Origin of the sequence: Acinetobacter sp. S40, from assembly GCF_016624705.1 — a bacterium.
Classification (GTDB): domain Bacteria; phylum Pseudomonadota; class Gammaproteobacteria; order Pseudomonadales; family Moraxellaceae; genus Acinetobacter.
Window position 1 is genome coordinate 138,221 of record NZ_JACVTU010000002.1, and the last position, 17,340, is coordinate 155,560.

The window sequence follows — 17,340 nt, forward strand, 5'->3', positions numbered from 1 at the left end:
TTCATGGCACCTCCGTTAAGGCGATTTCAGCCTCAGTCAAACGGCGACAAAATTTGATTTCAATTGGTTCTGCAAGTCGAAGATGTTGACACCCAGAAGTCCAAATTTTTCCTGAAGAGTCTTGCATTTGCACATGACCTCCTAAGAAATCTTCTTTGTATTCGATGATGTGAAAAATGGAATCACTTAAATAGGGCCCTAATACGTGGTCCTTAATCACCACCACATCACCCACCAAAAATTCCCGATTGTCTTCAATTTGCTGATCTGTTAAATTATTCATGTTCATTACCTTTGTAAGTTTATGAATGCCAACCGCTTCTGTTCGCGCAGATAGCGGTTTTTTAATATCCAAGTTTTTCTTTCTGAACACTGATTTCGTCATGAAATAAGTCGTCAACAGTTTCAATTCTGTTCATCCAACTTTTTGACATGACAAGTAGTGCTGCTACTCGCTCTTTATCTATGCTCTGATAATCTTTGGGCACAACCTTCAATCCAAGACAACTCAATAGCTCGCAAAACATTTCAATTTCATTCAAGCCATTGTTTTTCTTGTCGGTTTTAAGGCGCGTGATAGTACTGGGATCAACTCCAAGCTGTTCTGCTATTTCCTTTTGGTTGCCCACATCAAGACCATGCAATATCCGAGAAACGTCATTTCTGGCACTTGCTGAAAGCTCGGGTAATACTTTGCTCATGATTGCAATTGTCCTGATAAAACTTGACGGTCAGCTTTCAACTTTCCATCTGTCAGCACTTCAAATATTGCTTGAGTACGTGGAGGAATTCCCTCTTTTTCCCATTTGGTTAATAAAGAGCGAACTTTTTTGATTTTTTGGGATAATTGAGAGTTGTTTTTAACACCATAAAACTCTCGTAATTGCCGAACATTCATATTCAAAACCTTGAACACATAAATTCTATTTATTGAACAACATGTTCAGGTGATTGTCAATTTTTTTGTTCATAATTTTGAACACAATTAAGGGAGTTTTTATGAGTCTGACAGTTTCTGATCGCATTCAATTACGCATGCGTGAACTTGATTTAACGCAAGCAGATATAATGAGATCAACAAAAGCTGCACGTGGCACAGTTTCAGGATGGGTTAATGGGAGCAATAGCCCTAGCGCAAAACATCTAGAATCTTTAGCTAATTGCCTCCAGACTACAAGTTCATGGCTATTAACAGGAAACGATGTAAAAAGTCAGCCAGTGATACAAGAACCTAATGGAAATGTAACTTTTATAGATGTTCCCTTAAGGCAGGTGCCTCTACTTGACTATGTGCAAGCAGGCCTGTTTCATGAAGTCGGTTATGATGGTGTGAATCCTCTGGGAACAAGCTGGACTACTTACGAGGGAGTACGACCTGAGTGTGTATTCTCTCTAAAAGTGGAAGGCTTAAGCATGGCTCCAGAGTTTGTGCCAGGTGATGAATTGGTAGTTGATGGATCACTTGAACCTAAGCCAGGATCATTAGTGATTGCTCAAGAAATCCAGCACGGTATTGCCAGAACAACATTCAAAAAATACCGCGTCATTGGGGTAAATGAGTTTGGTGTAGATGTAATTGAGCTCGTACCATTAAACCCTGACTTTCCTACACTTAACTCTACACAGATAGAAATTTCAATAATTGGTGTGGTTGTGGCTCACAATAGAATTTTTAAGTATTAAGAAATCAATGTGATGGAATGCCCAGTACTTTAAACCATTTAAAGAACGAGAAAATAATGATCGCAACACTAAATAAATCAAAAACTGCGCTAACAATTAATCGTCAAGAATTTAAACTTGCACTAAGTAAAATTGGCGATGGAATTGATAAGCAAATAGCAGGATTTAAGAAGGCCAAGCAAAGCTATGACGCAGCAGAGATGGCGCGCGAGGTTATTAGTGAGGCAAACATCTTTGAAGCAATCATTGAAGGTTTCAATGAAGCTGAAGAGACTACTCTAAAACTGACTGACATAACCAATCTGGATGCAGCTCAAGGCTGGATAGACGAGTTTTTAGGAAAATATTCTGAGAAGTGATGACCTAAATTCTTTAAATGGATAAAAATACTTTAAGATCATATTATTATTGATGAAAACTGAAATGAAGATAAAAATAATACTGGCAATAATGATCACTCTTGCGGGTTGTCAAAAACCACAAGATGATCAGAGTTTTAAAGATAGTCATGCTGTATCTGCACAATTTGAAAAATCTGATGCTGTTATTAGCTCTTATTTAGATAAATTGGATAGCCCGAATACATCACGTGAAGAAAAGACTCAAATTCTTTGCAAAGATTACCCTGGCGAATATAAGAGCAACTACATGCCAGCTCTACTTAAAAGTGAAAATAATCACTACACGGAAGATAAGCTGCTCAATGATTTGAAATCAGCTTTGGATTTTTATAAAGCTAAAGAAAATATACGGTGTTAATTAAATAAAAGCTAAGTAAAGTTTTTTAAAACCCGATATGAAAATGGAAATTGAAATTAAATTTGAAGGAGAATTTTAATGTACTTAGGCTCTATAGAGGCACACGCAAGAATAGCCCTGAATCATTACCACAATGAAATTTCTAGTATATTGCCCGAACATGATATCGTTGCTTATTTTGGCAGTATCCTTGACCACAGTCCAAACCTTCTAAATGATGCCTTGAAAACTGAAATGGATCATCTTTCGGGAAATCAGAAAGTAGCTGTATTGCTTACCACTGGGGGTGGTGTAGTTGAATCAGCAGAAAAAATGAAAGACATTTTACGTCATTTTTATAGTGAAGTAATTTTTATAATTCCTGAAATGGCAATGTCTGCTGGAACAATATTATGCATGTCTGGTGATGATATTTATATGGGGTATGCTTCGTCTTTAGGGCCTATTGATCCTCAGGTTCCAGATAAGCAGAATTTTTTGGTGCCGGCCTTGGGTTATTTGGATAAAATTGCTGAAATTATTGAAAAATCCAATAACGGAACTTGTAGCCAAGCTGAATATATGGTTTTAGCGAATCAAGATCTGGGGACACTGCGGAGATATGAACAAGCTAAAGATCTATCCATCACACTACTAAAAGAATGGTTAGTTGAGTATAAATTCAAAAATTGGGTAACACATAGCAATAGCGCTCCTGTTTCTCATGATGAAAAAGTTCAAAGAGCTAAAGAGATAGCCGACCATTTTTGTAACCATAACTACTGGCATTCACATGGTAGATATATTAGTATGAAAACTCTACAATCTGACCCCATTAGATTGCGGATTGTGGATATAGATCAAAATCAGAACTTAGCGTTTCATGTGTATGAATATCATGATTTGTTAAGAGACTATCAACGTCTAACTGGTGCAAACTGCATCATCCACACTAAAAATAATTTGCAGAGATCATAGATATGGGAAATTTACTTGATAGAGTTGGATCAGCCTTGAATAAAAATGATGAACACTCACTAACAAAGGATCAGGCAATGTTAAATGCTCAAAGGGATTATCAGAATCTCTTGAGAGCAGGTCTTATTAAGCCACCCGAATACAATGCATCCAGTGGAAAGACAAATACTCCACAAGTACAAAGTTTCGCAAGAAAATAAAATCTCATTACAAGTTCAACCCACTCAGTGTGGGTTTTCTTTTATCTATTATTTTAAGAGACCTGCGTAAAAAAATAATTTAAAACAAATATGAGTTATCTAACTTTTTTCTAATTAATTTCAGAAATTCAAAATTGGCATTCAATTTGCTTATAAAAATAACACTTTCCTTAAATTTTGCTTAAAATGGAGCGGTTATTTTGAAAAAAACACTTTTATCAATACTTGTCATGGGGTGTTCTGCATTCGGTTTAGCATATGCGGACGATTTCACAGTATTAAAGCAAATCTCTGATAAACCGACCTTGCTTAAAAGTGGACCATATTCTGGTAATTATTATGTACCTTCTACTCTGTCGACCATCAAATGGGGATATTTGCCAAATAAAGATACAAAATCAGTCCTAACTGTTCCATCAGGAAGCACTATTACATTTGATACGGTTTCACATGAAGGATTACTTGAAGATCAGGGGCGCGACGCTGAAAAATACTTTAACTCTAAAGGTGTCAAATCAGAATACATTTTAGAAGAAGCTAAAATGATAACGAAATCTGATTTAAAACATGATTTCTTTAAAGATGGTCCTCATATTATTACTGGCCCTGTGGCTATTGAGGGTGCAATGCCAGGCGATGTTTTAAAGGTTGAGATCATCAAAGTTGAGCCCCGAGTTCCTTATGGTGTCATTTCAAATCGTCATGGCAAAGGCACTTTAGTAGGTGAATTTCCTAAAACTCCAGCTAGCCCAAATCCCTCTGTAAAAGATCCAGCTTCATTTGGCAATGTCTCTATATTCACTCCTATCGAGAAGAATGCTAAAGGAGAGTATGAAGGTGTTATGAAAACTGATTCTGGAAAATCTATACGTTTTCCACTCTATCCATTTATGGGTACGATGGGTGTAGCGGCAAATACTAGTGAACCTGTTAACTCTGTTCCTCCTTCTTTCTTTGGAGGTAACATTGATATTAATGAGTTAGGTGCTGGTGCCACGGCATATTACCCTGTTCAAGTTCCAGGAGCCATGTTCTACACTGGAGATAGCCATTTTGTTCAAGGTGATGGCGAAGTTGCATTAACCGCATTGGAAGGATCTGCACGAGCTACTTTAAAAATCACACTACTCAAATCTGGACGCGATAAAATACCAGGTAAAGAGATTAAACAACCTTTAGCTGAAAATGCAGAATTTTGGATTACTCCTGGCCTAGATCCTGATCTTGATGAAGCAATGAAAAAATCAACTCGTGAAGCTATTACATTCTTAAAGAATGAATTTGGAATTGATGAAGCCACTGCTTACGCATACTTAAGTGCAGCGACTGATTTCCAAGTTTCTCAAGTAGTGGATCGCACAAAAGGCATTCATGCTATGATTCGTAAAGCAGATTTTAAAGAGTTTATTGAAGAACCTAAAAAATAAAATCATTTAATTTTTTTTCAAAAGCCCATCCATGTGATGGGTTTTCTTTTGTCTATTAGAACATAATTCAATATTTTGAACAAAATTAATTTAATTTATAGAACAAACCATTGACATGTAAGTTCAATTAGTTGAACACATATTCCATCAAGACAACAAAAAGCCCCGAACACTTGCAGGCGGACGGAGCTTTACTCAAAGAGTGAGATGATTATGGAACAAAACACATTTAATCACAATAGATCAGGCATACAGCTTCGAATGAAGCATGTAGCAATTGGTGCATCAATGCTATTCGGTCTAACAGGCGCATATGCCCTAGTTTCTGAAAAGCCTACACCCGTCGCAACCTATCCGGTATCTAAACCTACTGAATATGGTGTTTCAGCAATTAAAGTCGATAACGACAAAAGCTCAGGTGAAGCGGTAATCAAACTAGATGGTTTCTATATTTATACCAGCTTTGATTTCACTGCACGTGAAGAAAACTATGGCGTTATCGGTTCAGAGCGTGAAGTGATTGAAATTACAAACCTTGCAATTGACCGCATTACTTCAATCGGCGGTCATGAATACAGGGACTTCACAGATCGTAATGATCATCACAATATCAACACTCTCATAGCTACATATATTGAGAAGAATCATTTGGCTGAGGATAATACATGATTATCTTTAAGCCAGTTTCTTACACTATAAGGTGCTTATTTTTTACCCAATCACAGGGCAAAATACAACCGACAAGTTATGCCGTACACCAGCTTAAAAGGTATGTAAATACTAGGGTAGTGACACCATTTATAAAGTGTGGATTCAGTAAACCTACCCCTACCTCTCCCAATCGAAACACTACTCAGCATAGTGCTTCAAGTTCTGAATTCGCAACAGCCGAAACAAACAATATTGTGGAGCATGTGATGCAAAAGAAACACTATACCACCCCATTCGAAGAATATATGGGGAAAGACTCAAATGGTTATTACACCCTGCGTCTTGGTCCAAAAATTTATATGGTTAGAGTGTCTGAAAATTACACCCCTAACTTTGACAATGAATTCTTCGGTGGACGTTCTGAACGAGCATTTGACTGGCACACCATACTAGTGAAAGACAAGACAGACAGTGAACCTCGCTCCATTACTGAAGATGAATTAACAGTTAAATGGCTTAAACCTAGTATCAAGAAACTAGTCAACTATCAGCGTGCTATTAAACGGCGGGTAGCTACTCAGTCGCCCCGTTACAGCAAAGAACAGTGTATCGCGTACCGTAACAAACAATACAACAACGCTTGAGGAATATGATGATGAATGTAGCCGTAAATACAGAGAACTTAACTGCAATGAATGCATCTAGTACATTGCAACTCATCCAGCTTGAGCTAAAAGCACCTAAAAGCAAATTCAACAAATTTGGTAATTTCCACTATCGTAGCTGTGAAGATATTCTAGAAGCAGTAAAGCCCTTACTGCATAAGTATGGTGCAACACTTGTTGTAAGTGATGAAGTACAGCAAGTTGGCCCATTAGTCGTAATTACCGCTAAAGCTATCTTTACAGAAGCAGATGGCAGACAGACGGTGATTACAGCCCATGCAGGTGTCGATATCGACAAGAAAGGCATGGACGTCGCGCAGACCTTTGGTGCGTCAAGCTCCTATGCACGTAAATACGCCTTAAATGGACTATTTCTGATTGATGACACACAAGATCCTGATACAGACGCATTTCATGAACAGCAAAAGACGCCTGCTCAAAATCAGCACCATCAGCAAAATCAGCAAACACGCCAGCAGCCTAAGGTTCAGCAACAGAATCAGCATGCCCCATCTAATACAGTGCAGCAACTGACTCACGACTTTCAAAAGGCCTTAAAAGATATTCAGTTTGCTAAAGAAGAAGCCGTTTTAAAACCAATTTATCAATATTTCAAGGGAACTCGCTTTGAGCCTCAGATTGTACAGGCATGCAGAGCAAAAAAGGATTTGGAGGGTTGGAGTGCTTAAAAACCTACATCTTCAAGTATGTGGCCAAGCTTCACGGCAAAGGCAACTTACGTGGACGTGTAGAAGCAACTACGGCTCTCCATGCAAAACAACAGATCTTACAGGGAAATGAACTCATCAAGGATGTATCGGTTTCCCTACTAACTAACCAAAAGGTCGCTCGACAGCAGTCTTTTGAAAAAATGAGATCTTAAATATGTATTTTGGTGTTCAACACGCTTCTGCTATGCGCAATAAATTTTTCAAGGGGAAAAGAAGATGACAGAGGTTCGATTTATAACAATGCCGGTTGACGAATTAGTCCATTTAATGGACCAAGTTTGTCAAAATGCAGTTAAGAAAGCCTTAGCCGATCAGAACGATGAGCTATTAACAATTACAGAGCTTACTAAGCGCATACCAGGGCTAACATGGCATACATTTAACGGTATGCGTAAGAAGCACAAGTTAAAGGATATACGCGGTAAATACTCACTTAAAGCCGTTAAAGCAATGCTGCAATCTGACTAGAGGTTGGATTGTAGTAAATCATCGCCCGTTTTGGATCACTCCACCCAAACATTTTACACAGATCGAGCAATGTCAGTTTTTTTGCGATACGAGTGGCTGCAGTATGCCGTGTATCGTGAAAGGTCAAATCGTTCAATCCTGCTTCAATACGAGCCTTCATAAAATCTGAACTCGCATATTGAGATTCATAATTAAAAATTAAACCAGATTTCTTTGGGTTCATTTGCTTGAAGGTTTGAATAGCAACTTTGCTCAAAGGAACTTCTCTTGATCTTCCATTTTTGGTGGTTTTAAGATGCAAATAATGCTTGTCCAAGTAAATCCGCTCCCACTCCAGTGAGCAGATCTCGCCTAGCCTCATGCCAGTCTCTAACGCAATCATGAAAATATACTTTAACTCACCACTCAAGTGATTCAGTAAAAGCTCAATTTCGTGTTCATAGATGACCCGTTCTCTATGTGGGTTCGCCTGAGGAAGTTTAAAGTTTGTCATCGGTGATGCATTCAGCCAGAATTTCTTCTCTACGCACCAGGTAAGAATTGAGGATAGAAGCTGCATATCACGTTTTGCAGTGGAAGGACTCACCTTTTCTAACCTAAAGTCTAAAAAGCTATTTAAGAATTCTTTGTTAATGTCTGACAGTGAAATTTCGACATTCAATAATTTTAAGAGTTGATTGATTCTCACCTTTTCTTGTTTTGCACCTTTCTTGGTTGTAGAAACCGTATCTCGATATTCAGTTAATGCTTGCTCAAGTGTCACGTGAGTATATATTTTATTATTTTCATTCTTTAATTGATGCTCAAGATCATCCGCCCAAGATTTAGCCTCTTTTTTAGTATTGAAGGTTTTACTTTTAGCGGGATGATGCTTGATTCGAACCGTAGCGGTGACTCTACCATTACGCTTTTGAAATGTTGCCATGACTAAAATCTTGCTGCACTTTTGTTGCAGTAGATCTTAAATTTAATGAAAAAACATATCAAATAGTTTTTCATAACAAATCATAAAGCCTTGAAAGCTATAATTTAATTAAAGTTAAGCATCTATCAACACTAATCACATACGCACTTTATGCGCGTTTTTTATAATTTGTTTAATAGTTTATAACAGTTAAATACATTGTATTCCTTAATTACGAAACTCGAATGTAATGCCACTACATTATCAATTTTTCCAATTCGGCGTAGCAAAATATCACTATAATCATCCATATTACGAGCAACTAACTCTAAAATAAAATCAGCACTCTGCCCTGTGACCAAAAAAGCATTGGTGACTTCTGGAATATCTTCAATTTCAGTCAAAAATTTGTCAAACGTTTCCGTATCATGTTTGCTTAATGAAACCTGTAAAAGAATATGCAAACTAAATCCAAGTTTAGCGAAATTAATATCACGTTTGAGACTACTCATGATATTGGTTTCAATTAAATGCTTAATACGTCGATGAACTGAACTAACTGAAAGACTGATACGCTCAGAAAGCTCATTCAGATTGACATCTTCATGGGTTAATATTTCAAGAATTTGTTTATCAAAACGATCCAGTTCCATTGTTACTCCGCAATCATAATCAGACCATTGTGGTTTATTGGAACGTTTATAGTTATTCAATTTTTACAGGGTCAAGGGAAAACACTCGTTTACTTGTGACGACTATTTCACTGATAAATGAATGCGTCTTGTAATTAACTTGTGGTTAATCCTGTCAAAGCCGAATTGAGACCTTTTGGGTCAGATCTACGTATCTCCCAATCCGTAGATCACTCTTTTCGATCCCCATCACACCCTGATGTATAAAGTACCAATATCTATATGGGATTATTTCCCTAAAATCATAAAAAACCAAGTCAAATTTAAATTATTTTTCATAAAAACCCAATATATTACTATTTTTTTCCAAATTGAGTTTATTAAATGAATTTAAGTATCATTTAAAACTGAATCATTAATAAAATTTCCCTCTTTGTTTTTAACAAATTGAATATTTAAATGGTCTTATTTAAATAATTGAATATTTTTTAAGCAAACAAAAAAGACTCATTAGCTTGGCTTAATTATTGGCACTATTCTTGTTTGTAAAAATATGAAGCTTTTTGATTTGAGCTTTTATCATAATTATTGGAGTCATCGTGATCAAACTTAATAAATTAGTACTTTGCATGAGTACATTTGGGCTAACAGCAATCTCTTTTCCAACTTTTGCAGCAACAAGTGAGCAGCAAGAGATCCAACAATTACGTTCAGAAGTCGCAGAACTTCGCGCATTGATCCAACAACAGGCAGTAGCTCAAAAACAAATCGTGGCAGAACAAAAAGCTCGACCCGCTTATGTTACTCCACCTCCAGCCCCAGTTCTTGCACAAGCGCCAGCTACACCCGCTCCAGCCAATGCAAAACCAGGCTGGTTAACTTTGCCAGATGGTCAAACTCAAGTGAAGTTGTACGGTAGTATCCGCGCAGATGCCACGTATGACTTTAAAGGCACGAATGCCGATACAACGAATATCAGTAATCCAATCAACAAAGTTCCTCTAAACTCAGTCAATGCAACCGAAGATGTACTAAACGTGTCTGCTGCAACGACTCGTTTTGGTTTGGATTTCTCTCGTCCAAGTGATATTGGTGAAATTACGGGTAAAATTGAAGCTGACTTTATGGGCTCATCAGGAACAAATGGTACAGGTTCATTACGTGTGCGTCATGCCTATGTAAATGTCGGAAAATGGTTAGCAGGACAAACCACCTCTCCGTTTGTCAATGTCGATACCGCCCCTGAAACGGTCGACTTCAATGGGCCAATGGGTTATGGTTCAACGCGTACTGTTCAGGTTCGCTATACTCAACCAATTGATGCCAACCAGAAATTGTTGCTTGCACTGGAAGGTGGTGATGTTGACAACATTACTACAGCGAACACGACGGTCAATGCCAATGGTACAACTTCGAGTGGTGGTAACCGATTCCCTGCCGTTACTGCCCGATACGATTTTAAAACAGCTGATAATAAACTCTTAGGCCAAGCACATGCACTTCTACATGAAAATCGTATCTCTACCAATGACAGCAACGACGAAGAAAAACTTGGCTGGGGTATTGGTTTAGGTGCCAAATATAAAATTACCGATGTAGACACAGTATTTGCCAACTACTATCACGTTAAAGGTGATAACCGTTATTTACTTTACGGCAACCCCGCGTATGTTGCTTCAAGCAATGCTGATGGTAGCTTAAATATTTCAGAAAGTGAGTTTGATTCAGGACTTATTGGTTATTCGCGCACATGGAGTCCAAAATTCAGATCAACGATTGCAGCTGGCGGTATCTGGTATAAAGATGATAATGGTTATGCAGATTTTGCGTCACGTGCCGCCACTGCAGCAACGACACGTGATGGTTTAAATAAAACCTTGTATAATATCATTGTCAATTCGTTCTACAGCCCGACCAAAGCAATTGATTTAGGCGTGGAATATACCTATGGTCAACGTAAGATTTTTGAACAGCTTGATCCTACCAAGTCAAATGATGGTGATTATTCACGTTTGAATTTAATGGCAAAATATAGCTTCTAATTAGTAGAAAAATTTATAATTTATTTTTGTTTAAAAAAAAACCACAGTACATCTGTGGTTTTTTGCAAATAAATTATAAATATTTAATCCATAAAAAAGAGCCGAATTATCAGCCCCCTTTTTACAATAAAGACCTTTAATGCATCATTTGGATCTTATCTAAAAACAATTTGGCGCGATCATGACGAGCATGTAAATTACAAAAAAATTCGCTTGTCGCACAATCTTCCAGAATTTTACCTTCATCCATGAAAATGACACGGTTTGACACACGTTTGGCAAAGCCCATCTCATGCGTTACGCACATCATGGTCATACCTTCATTGGCAAGTTGCATCATCACTTCTAAAACCTCACCCACCATTTCAGGGTCAAGTGCAGACGTGGGTTCATCAAACAACATACAAATCGGATCCATTGATAGTCCACGGGCAATCGCGACACGTTGCTGTTGCCCGCCAGAAAGCTGTCCGGGAAATTTATCCTTATGAGCAAGTAAACCTACCCGTTCCAGATACTTCACACCTTTTTCACGAGCTTCCGCCACGGAACGTTTCAGTACTTTAACCTGTGCAACCGTTAAATTTTCAAGTACTGTCATATGTGGAAATAGTTCAAAATGTTGAAATACCATTCCGACTTTTGAACGAAATTTGGCAAGATTTGTTTTAGGATCACGCAGTGATACTCCATCGACTAAAATATTGCCTTCTTGTATGGGTTCAAGTGCATTGACTGTTTTAATCAATGTTGATTTTCCAGAACCTGATGGGCCACAAACGACGACCACTTCCCCTTTTTCGATGCTAGTGGTGCAATCTGTTAAAACCTGAAAATCACCATACCATTTAGAGATATGTTGGATGTCTATCATTGGCATTTAAAATCTCCAATTAGCGAATGATGGCAATTTTCTGCTGTAATCGTTTAACGAGTTGCGAAAGCAAGAACGAACTACAGAAATAAACCAGAGCTACAATAAAATAAAAGGTTGCTTTTGTTTCAGGGCCATAAGTATTGGCTAGCGTATCTGCACGGCCTAAAAAGTCTGGCGCACTGATTACATAGACCAACGAAATATCCTGAAATAAAATAATCGTTTGTGTTAAAAGCACGGGCAACATATTGCGAAAAGCTTGTGGTAACACTACGTATTTCATGGATTGACCATAGGTAAAGCCTAATGCATAACCCGCATTCACCTGACCTTTTGAAACAGACTGAATACCAGAACGTACAATCTCAGAAAAGAACGCTGCTTCAAAAATAGCAAACGTAACCACACTAGAAAATAATGGCCCCCAATACGTGTCCGACTGGAAAGCAAATACTTTAGGCAACAGAAAATAGAAAATAAAAATGACCTGAATCAGTGGAATACCACGAAAAACATCCACATAAAACTTGGCAAAATTACGCGCTACAAAGTTATCGGATAAACGCATCATTGCCAGAGGCGTACCAATAAGAATCCCGCCAATCATAGCTAAAACTGTTACCGTAAGGGTAAAAATAAACCCTTCTTTTAATGCGTGAATCACATCAGGATGTTGTAATAAACTAAAATCCATATTACTTCCCTCCCGAGCCTAAACCAGGCACAGCCATTCTTTTCTCAATCCAAGCCATCACAAATTTAATGCCATAAGTGATAATTAAATATACTGGCGTAGATAAAATTAGAATAACAATATCTTGAGAAGTCTCTTCACGCATCGTTTTAGTATAGGCAAAGAAATTGAGTACACTGAGTGCATAGAGTACTGCCGAATTCTTAAAAACGTTCATGGCTTCAGACGTAATGGTCGGCCAAACGATCCGATAAGCCACAGGTAAAATCACATAGCGATAGCTTTGACCTGTAGTAAAACCAAGTGCAGAAGCAGCATATTTTTGACCGCGTGATACTGTATTAATCCCCGCCCGGATATGCTCAGAAACGCGTGCCGCTGTATAAAGACCCAGAGCAAAAACACCAATAACAGCTGGATGAGTATTTAAAATATTTTTCCACCAACCACCTGCAACGATATCTCCACTTCCAGAACTCAAACTGTCAGGTAGAAACTCAGGAAATACAAAAGCCCAGAAGAAAAGTTGTACAATTAAAGGAATATTACGGAAAATTTCAACATAGCAGTTGCCAATAAAAGCTAAAGGTTTGTTAGGTAAAGTACGAATAATACCCAGTAATGACCCTAACAAGAATGCAATTAAAAACGCAACAACGGCTGTCCAAACCATCGTAAATACGCCTGAACCTAGCATTTGAAGCCATGTAGGTGCATCGGCATAAGGAGAATAACTTGCGCTACCTAATCCTTTACAGACTGATTCAGCCCATGCGGCTTTATCCATTCCGTATTCATTAGATTCAGCACAAAATGCAGTCCAGTTTAATGAACCAACTGACATAGCTGCCCCTTTTATTAAAATTCAAAAAAGCACAGCTCATGCAGTAAAAATCACTACATGAGCCAACGGTCTACCTACTATTCATTAAAATGATGAGTTAAATACCCGCATCAGTAGGATTTGCTTTTAATTTTTTAAACGATTGACTTTGTGGCATATTCAAATTGGTATTTTTAGGTGGAATGGCTGACTGGAACCATTTTTTATATAAAGCATCCATCTGACCAGATTTCCACATGCCTTTTACTGTACGATCTGCAATTGCCTTAAATTTTGGATCATCTTTGGCAATCATGATGCCATAGGGTTCAGAGGATAATACAGGGCCAACAATTGCAAATTCTTTCGGGTTAGATGACTTAGCAATAAGCCCTGCCAGAATATTATCATCCATCACAAATGCTGCTGCACGACCAGAAGCCATCATTGAGAATGAATCTGCATGGTCTTTACCATAAATGTTTTGTACATTAATTTTTTGGCCGCGCTCATTCATTTTAATGTACTTATCAGATGTAGTTCCCTGAGTTGTTACAACTGCTTTACCATTTAAGTCACCAAGACTCTTAATACCAGAATTAGCTTTAACAGCCATACGAACTTCAGTTGCATAGTAATTGGTTGAAAAACCTACTTGTTCCTGACGCTGTTTAGAGTTAGTTGTAGTACCACATTCCATATCAATATTGCCTGATAGAAGTTCAGGAATACGGGTCGATGAAGTCACGGCTTTATATTCAACTTTAAGATTTGGCATCTTAAGGTCTTTCTTGATTTCATTGGCAAAGTTATTACAGATATCAACTGCATAACCGACTGGTTTACCGCCCACTACATAAGAAATTGGATCAGAAGATTCACGATGCCCAATAATAATTTTTCCGCTCTTTTGAATTTTTGCCAATGTATCGGCAGCTTGAACCTGTGTTGCTCCTCCGACTGTAAAAACCATAAGTGCAGATACAAGTAGTGAGGTCGCTGAATGTTTCATAAAAACTCCTTGATTATAAGTTCTCTCCTTTGGTATCTGTTGGTATTATTCAAAGATACTAAAGGATGAGCTTGTTTTTCCTAGTTGCAATTATCAAGCCAACTTTTAATTATTACTTATTATCGATTGATAATAGCTCTTTTTATACGCTCTTGAAAAAAAATGAAAAGATTAAAAAATTCCTTTTTTGTTATACTTTAGTTTTAGTTTTAGTATTTTACGCGCTAAGTGTCTTTTTTTTACACAGTTTCTTTAATTAACCTTTAAAAAGTAGTCAACATGGTGCACATAAATTTCAAAAAATGCGACATAAATGAACATCTAAACAAAAATTCATTTTTTAATTTAATGAATATAATTGAATGATTGTGATCTATAAGCCCTAGGATTCTTTGAATCATATTAATTTAAAAATGATGACTGTTTAATTATTCTTAAAAATGATGCAAAAAATCTAGCTGGAATATCCATTAATCTATCCACCCTCAAACGTTGTCCCTACTATTTTTCGTTAACCCTACATATATAATCGTAAATATTTTGCGAATTAGCTTATTTACAGCACCTTAAAACATTTTTTGTTGAATCTTCCATATTTGTACCCATATATACATAAGCTCTTATCGATAAAGCCACCTTTACAGTCAGCTCTATTAATTTTTGTTATACTGCCATTAAGACGTTTAATTTCTTAAATTTTCACTATTTTTATGTAGAGAACCCTGAACCTTATGACTCAACACGCCTGCTGCGAACTGCCACAAACCAGACGAGGACACGAACGCCGAGTAGCGCTCTTGTTAAGTGGCACTGAGTTATTTTTAGAACGCGGCTATGAGGCCGTTTCTCTGGATGATATTGTTAATCATGCTGGTGGTTCAAAAGCATCTATTTATAAATACTTTGGTAGCAAAGAAGGATTGTTTAAAGCCATCTGCGATTATAGACGTGAACTTTTTTTTAAAAATATGTGTGTTGCATTTAATAGCCATATTCAAGATTTAAGAAGTTATTTGATTCAAACTCTTATTGGTTTTTACCAAAAAATTACCTGTACTGAAAACGCTGCTTTTATGCGTTTGGTTATTGAACGTTCTCAAAGTGATCCAGAATTGGCTTTATATTTACATGAACGTGGCCCAGAATTTGTGCAAAAGACCATTGCCTGCGCTTTGGAGCAAGCCGCACAACAAAATCAAATCTACTGCCCTCAACCTTTTAATTCTGCCATGATGTATTTTGGCATATTGCGTAATATTGAATGGAAAATCATTATGGGAGTTCCCATGACTATTGATCATCAAGAAATTCTTGATCACATTGAATATTGCGTCGATGTGTTTTTGAATGGCCACCGAATAAGCTAATTTCTTTGCATTTTCAAATACGTGTAGTATAGTATTTGATTCTTTTTTCGTTCATTTATCAGCAACTAATTGTTGTTTAACAACAATTATTGTGGAGTAACTATGGCTCTACGGCATTTCTTAACTTTACGCGACTTATCTTCTTTGGAATTACACCGTATTTTAGATCGTGCGAGCGAACTAAAACGCTTACAGCATGAGAAACAGATATTTCAGCCTTTTGTAGGTAAAGTTCTAGGAATGATTTTTGAGAAATCGAGTACACGTACACGCATTTCTTTTGAAGCAGGGATTAATCAATTTGGTGGTAGTGCTATTTTTCTTTCACCACGTGATACTCAATTAGGCCGTGGTGAACCAATTGAAGATTCTGCCCGCGTTATTTCCAGTATGCTAGATATTGTCATGATTCGTACCTTTGGTCATGAGATCGTTGAACAGTTTGCTTCCTATTCAAAAGTTCCCGTGATTAATGGCTTAACAGATGATCATCATCCTTGTCAGCTTCTCGCTGATCTGCAAACCTATCAGGAGCATCGTGGGAGCATTAAAGGTAAAACTGTTGCCTGGATTGGGGATGGTAATAATATGTGCAACTCGTATATCGAAGCTGCCCATATGATGGGATTTAAATTAAAAATTGCATCACCTAAAGGTTATGAACCCAAGCCAGAGTTTTTATCTGAATTTGCGCATTGTGTTGAAGTTTTTGACAATGCTGAAGATGCGGCAGTAAATGCAGATTTAATTGTGACGGATGTCTGGGCAAGCATGGGACAAGAAGAAGAACAAAAGCTTCGTGAAAGAGCATTTGCAAACTTTCAGGTCAATGAAAAACTCATGGATATTGCTCATCCAGATTGTTTATTTATGCATTGTTTACCTGCGCATCGTGGCGAAGAAATTTCAGAGCATATGCTGGATCACAAAAATTCTGTAGTATGGGATGAGGCTGAAAATCGATTACATGCGCAAAAAGCTTTAATGGAATTTTTACTTAACGAAAATTCAAAATAATTAAAATTTTTCGATAAAAAAACGCTGTTCAAACAGCGTTTTTTTACATTTAAACATTAGGTTTAGGCTCTATCGGATCAAACCTTGCGGTTGTAAAATAATTAAACATGCACCCATTAAAACCACTAGGCCACCTAAAAGATCCCAACGTGTCAATGCAACCTGATCAACGAATCGAAGCCACATGAGTGCCGTAAAAATATAAATCCCACCATACGCCGCATAGATACGACCAGAAGCGGCTGGATGTAAGGTTAAAAGCCATACAAATACAGCAAGGCTAATTACAGTGGGAATCCATAACCACGCACTTTTTCCTTCTTTTAAAATTAGATAAGGGAAATAGCAGCCTAAAATTTCAGCAATCGCTGTCAATAAAAATAACCCGAATACACTCAATATTCGGGTTATCGAAAGATATTCTAACATCG

The 17,340-nt window shown here is 37.4% G+C and carries 22 protein-coding genes; 12 read left to right on the top strand and 10 right to left on the bottom strand.

The annotated features are described in order from the left end of the window. Position 1 precedes the first annotated feature (1 nt). Genes IAE19_RS03275 through IAE19_RS03285 form a run of 3 tightly spaced genes read right to left on the bottom strand, consistent with a single transcriptional unit; the run spans position 2 to position 898 of the window. The gene (locus tag IAE19_RS03275) at positions 2-385 is read right to left on the bottom strand and encodes a hypothetical protein (RefSeq protein ID WP_227612185.1); all 384 of its coding nucleotides are present in this window, start codon (positions 383-385) and stop codon (positions 2-4) included. After that, on the bottom strand, positions 345-701 hold the full coding sequence (locus IAE19_RS03280; protein WP_200459509.1) for a helix-turn-helix domain-containing protein: 357 nt from the start codon (positions 699-701) through the stop codon (positions 345-347). The genes IAE19_RS03275 and IAE19_RS03280 overlap by 41 nt, the downstream gene beginning before the upstream one ends. Next, complete coding sequence (locus IAE19_RS03285; RefSeq protein ID WP_200459510.1) at positions 698-898, bottom strand: hypothetical protein; 201 nt, start codon at positions 896-898, stop codon at positions 698-700. The genes IAE19_RS03280 and IAE19_RS03285 overlap by 4 nt, the downstream gene beginning before the upstream one ends. 101 nt (positions 899-999) lie before the next feature. Between IAE19_RS03285 and IAE19_RS03290 the strand changes: the two genes are divergently transcribed. The 9 genes from IAE19_RS03290 to IAE19_RS03330 all read left to right on the top strand — a co-directional run bounded on the left by IAE19_RS03290 (position 1,000) and on the right by IAE19_RS03330 (position 7,541). Continuing rightward, positions 1,000-1,683 (top strand): LexA family protein, encoded by a 684-nt coding sequence (locus IAE19_RS03290; RefSeq protein WP_200459511.1) that lies wholly within the window; start codon positions 1,000-1,002, stop codon positions 1,681-1,683. Positions 1,684-1,739: 56 nt separating this feature from the next. Continuing rightward, on the top strand, positions 1,740-2,042 hold the full coding sequence (locus tag IAE19_RS03295; protein ID WP_200459512.1) for a hypothetical protein: 303 nt from the start codon (positions 1,740-1,742) through the stop codon (positions 2,040-2,042). Positions 2,043-2,106: 64 nt separating this feature from the next. Beyond that, positions 2,107-2,442 carry a hypothetical protein gene (locus IAE19_RS03300; RefSeq protein WP_200459513.1) on the top strand — a complete coding sequence of 112 codons (336 nt, stop codon included), beginning with the start codon at positions 2,107-2,109 and terminating at the stop codon, positions 2,440-2,442. A gap of 78 nt (positions 2,443-2,520) precedes the next feature. Continuing rightward, positions 2,521-3,399 carry an SDH family Clp fold serine proteinase gene (locus IAE19_RS03305; RefSeq protein WP_200459514.1) on the top strand — a complete coding sequence of 293 codons (879 nt, stop codon included), beginning with the start codon at positions 2,521-2,523 and terminating at the stop codon, positions 3,397-3,399. 430 nt (positions 3,400-3,829) lie between these two features. Then, the gene (locus IAE19_RS03310) at positions 3,830-5,026 is read left to right on the top strand and encodes an acetamidase/formamidase family protein (RefSeq protein WP_200459845.1); all 1,197 of its coding nucleotides are present in this window, start codon (positions 3,830-3,832) and stop codon (positions 5,024-5,026) included. A gap of 213 nt (positions 5,027-5,239) precedes the next feature. After that, a complete protein-coding gene (locus tag IAE19_RS03315; protein ID WP_200459515.1) occupies positions 5,240-5,695 on the top strand; it encodes a hypothetical protein in 456 nt (151 codons plus the stop codon). A gap of 248 nt (positions 5,696-5,943) precedes the next feature. Continuing rightward, a complete protein-coding gene (locus tag IAE19_RS03320; protein WP_200459516.1) occupies positions 5,944-6,321 on the top strand; it encodes a hypothetical protein in 378 nt (125 codons plus the stop codon). An 11-nt stretch (positions 6,322-6,332) separates the two neighbouring features. After that, on the top strand, positions 6,333-7,031 hold the full coding sequence (locus IAE19_RS03325; protein ID WP_200459517.1) for an ERF family protein: 699 nt from the start codon (positions 6,333-6,335) through the stop codon (positions 7,029-7,031). Between the two features lie 258 nt (positions 7,032-7,289). Next, positions 7,290-7,541, top strand: a complete 252-nt coding sequence (locus IAE19_RS03330) for a hypothetical protein (RefSeq protein WP_200459518.1) — start codon at positions 7,290-7,292, stop codon at positions 7,539-7,541. On the opposite strand, the gene IAE19_RS03335 is transcribed toward IAE19_RS03330, so the two are convergent. Both IAE19_RS03335 and IAE19_RS03340 read right to left on the bottom strand, forming a co-directional pair. After that, the gene (locus IAE19_RS03335) at positions 7,516-8,466 is read right to left on the bottom strand and encodes a tyrosine-type recombinase/integrase (protein ID WP_200459519.1); all 951 of its coding nucleotides are present in this window, start codon (positions 8,464-8,466) and stop codon (positions 7,516-7,518) included. The genes IAE19_RS03330 and IAE19_RS03335 overlap by 26 nt on opposite strands. A gap of 161 nt (positions 8,467-8,627) precedes the next feature. Further along, positions 8,628-9,098: an Lrp/AsnC family transcriptional regulator gene (locus tag IAE19_RS03340; RefSeq protein ID WP_200459520.1), complete on the bottom strand. Its 471-nt coding sequence runs from the start codon at positions 9,096-9,098 to the stop codon at positions 8,628-8,630. 578 nt (positions 9,099-9,676) lie between these two features. On the opposite strand from IAE19_RS03340, the gene IAE19_RS03345 reads away from it, so the two are divergent. After that, positions 9,677-11,119, top strand: a complete 1,443-nt coding sequence (locus IAE19_RS03345) for a DcaP family trimeric outer membrane transporter (RefSeq protein WP_200459521.1) — start codon at positions 9,677-9,679, stop codon at positions 11,117-11,119. 136 nt (positions 11,120-11,255) lie between these two features. Here the strand turns inward: IAE19_RS03345 and IAE19_RS03350 are convergent, their stop codons facing one another. The 4 genes from IAE19_RS03350 to IAE19_RS03365 form a co-directional block, all read right to left on the bottom strand. Then, complete coding sequence (locus tag IAE19_RS03350; RefSeq protein ID WP_200459522.1) at positions 11,256-11,999, bottom strand: amino acid ABC transporter ATP-binding protein; 744 nt, start codon at positions 11,997-11,999, stop codon at positions 11,256-11,258. A gap of 13 nt (positions 12,000-12,012) precedes the next feature. Further along, positions 12,013-12,690: an amino acid ABC transporter permease gene (locus tag IAE19_RS03355; protein WP_200459523.1), complete on the bottom strand. Its 678-nt coding sequence runs from the start codon at positions 12,688-12,690 to the stop codon at positions 12,013-12,015. A gap of 1 nt (position 12,691) precedes the next feature. Then, on the bottom strand, positions 12,692-13,534 hold the full coding sequence (locus tag IAE19_RS03360) for an amino acid ABC transporter permease (protein WP_200459524.1): 843 nt from the start codon (positions 13,532-13,534) through the stop codon (positions 12,692-12,694). A 97-nt stretch (positions 13,535-13,631) separates the two neighbouring features. Continuing rightward, complete coding sequence (locus tag IAE19_RS03365) at positions 13,632-14,525, bottom strand: amino acid ABC transporter substrate-binding protein (protein WP_200459525.1); 894 nt, start codon at positions 14,523-14,525, stop codon at positions 13,632-13,634. 731 nt (positions 14,526-15,256) lie between these two features. On the opposite strand from IAE19_RS03365, the gene IAE19_RS03370 reads away from it, so the two are divergent. Together IAE19_RS03370 and argF are read left to right on the top strand one after the other, a co-directional pair. After that, positions 15,257-15,892 (top strand): TetR/AcrR family transcriptional regulator, encoded by a 636-nt coding sequence (locus IAE19_RS03370; RefSeq protein ID WP_200459526.1) that lies wholly within the window; start codon positions 15,257-15,259, stop codon positions 15,890-15,892. A 102-nt stretch (positions 15,893-15,994) separates the two neighbouring features. Further along, positions 15,995-16,909, top strand: coding sequence for an ornithine carbamoyltransferase (argF, locus tag IAE19_RS03375; protein WP_200459527.1), 915 nt, complete (start codon positions 15,995-15,997; stop codon positions 16,907-16,909). Between the two features lie 69 nt (positions 16,910-16,978). Here the strand turns inward: argF and IAE19_RS03380 are convergent, their stop codons facing one another. After that, the gene (locus IAE19_RS03380) at positions 16,979-17,338 is read right to left on the bottom strand and encodes a YnfA family protein (protein WP_200459528.1); all 360 of its coding nucleotides are present in this window, start codon (positions 17,336-17,338) and stop codon (positions 16,979-16,981) included. Positions 17,339-17,340: the final 2 nt, after the last annotated feature.

Coding starts and splice junctions, on each gene's coding strand:
- IAE19_RS03335 (WP_200459519.1), bottom strand. CDS start 8,466: ATGGCAACATTTCAAAAGCGTAATGGTAGAGTCACCGCTACGGTTCGA.
- IAE19_RS03360 (WP_200459524.1), bottom strand. CDS start 13,534: ATGTCAGTTGGTTCATTAAACTGGACTGCATTTTGTGCTGAATCTAAT.
- IAE19_RS03325 (WP_200459517.1), top strand. CDS start 6,333: ATGAATGTAGCCGTAAATACAGAGAACTTAACTGCAATGAATGCATCT.
- IAE19_RS03355 (WP_200459523.1), bottom strand. CDS start 12,690: ATGGATTTTAGTTTATTACAACATCCTGATGTGATTCACGCATTAAAA.
- IAE19_RS03305 (WP_200459514.1), top strand. CDS start 2,521: ATGTACTTAGGCTCTATAGAGGCACACGCAAGAATAGCCCTGAATCAT.
- IAE19_RS03330 (WP_200459518.1), top strand. CDS start 7,290: ATGACAGAGGTTCGATTTATAACAATGCCGGTTGACGAATTAGTCCAT.
- IAE19_RS03370 (WP_200459526.1), top strand. CDS start 15,257: ATGACTCAACACGCCTGCTGCGAACTGCCACAAACCAGACGAGGACAC.
- IAE19_RS03275 (WP_227612185.1), bottom strand. CDS start 385: ATGACGAAATCAGTGTTCAGAAAGAAAAACTTGGATATTAAAAAACCG.
- IAE19_RS03315 (WP_200459515.1), top strand. CDS start 5,240: ATGGAACAAAACACATTTAATCACAATAGATCAGGCATACAGCTTCGA.
- IAE19_RS03285 (WP_200459510.1), bottom strand. CDS start 898: ATGAATGTTCGGCAATTACGAGAGTTTTATGGTGTTAAAAACAACTCT.
- IAE19_RS03300 (WP_200459513.1), top strand. CDS start 2,107: ATGAAGATAAAAATAATACTGGCAATAATGATCACTCTTGCGGGTTGT.
- IAE19_RS03365 (WP_200459525.1), bottom strand. CDS start 14,525: ATGAAACATTCAGCGACCTCACTACTTGTATCTGCACTTATGGTTTTT.
- IAE19_RS03340 (WP_200459520.1), bottom strand. CDS start 9,098: ATGGAACTGGATCGTTTTGATAAACAAATTCTTGAAATATTAACCCAT.
- argF (WP_200459527.1), top strand. CDS start 15,995: ATGGCTCTACGGCATTTCTTAACTTTACGCGACTTATCTTCTTTGGAA.
- IAE19_RS03295 (WP_200459512.1), top strand. CDS start 1,740: ATGATCGCAACACTAAATAAATCAAAAACTGCGCTAACAATTAATCGT.
- IAE19_RS03290 (WP_200459511.1), top strand. CDS start 1,000: ATGAGTCTGACAGTTTCTGATCGCATTCAATTACGCATGCGTGAACTT.
- IAE19_RS03310 (WP_200459845.1), top strand. CDS start 3,830: ATGGGGTGTTCTGCATTCGGTTTAGCATATGCGGACGATTTCACAGTA.
- IAE19_RS03280 (WP_200459509.1), bottom strand. CDS start 701: ATGAGCAAAGTATTACCCGAGCTTTCAGCAAGTGCCAGAAATGACGTT.
- IAE19_RS03350 (WP_200459522.1), bottom strand. CDS start 11,999: ATGCCAATGATAGACATCCAACATATCTCTAAATGGTATGGTGATTTT.
- IAE19_RS03320 (WP_200459516.1), top strand. CDS start 5,944: ATGCAAAAGAAACACTATACCACCCCATTCGAAGAATATATGGGGAAA.
- IAE19_RS03380 (WP_200459528.1), bottom strand. CDS start 17,338: ATGTTAGAATATCTTTCGATAACCCGAATATTGAGTGTATTCGGGTTA.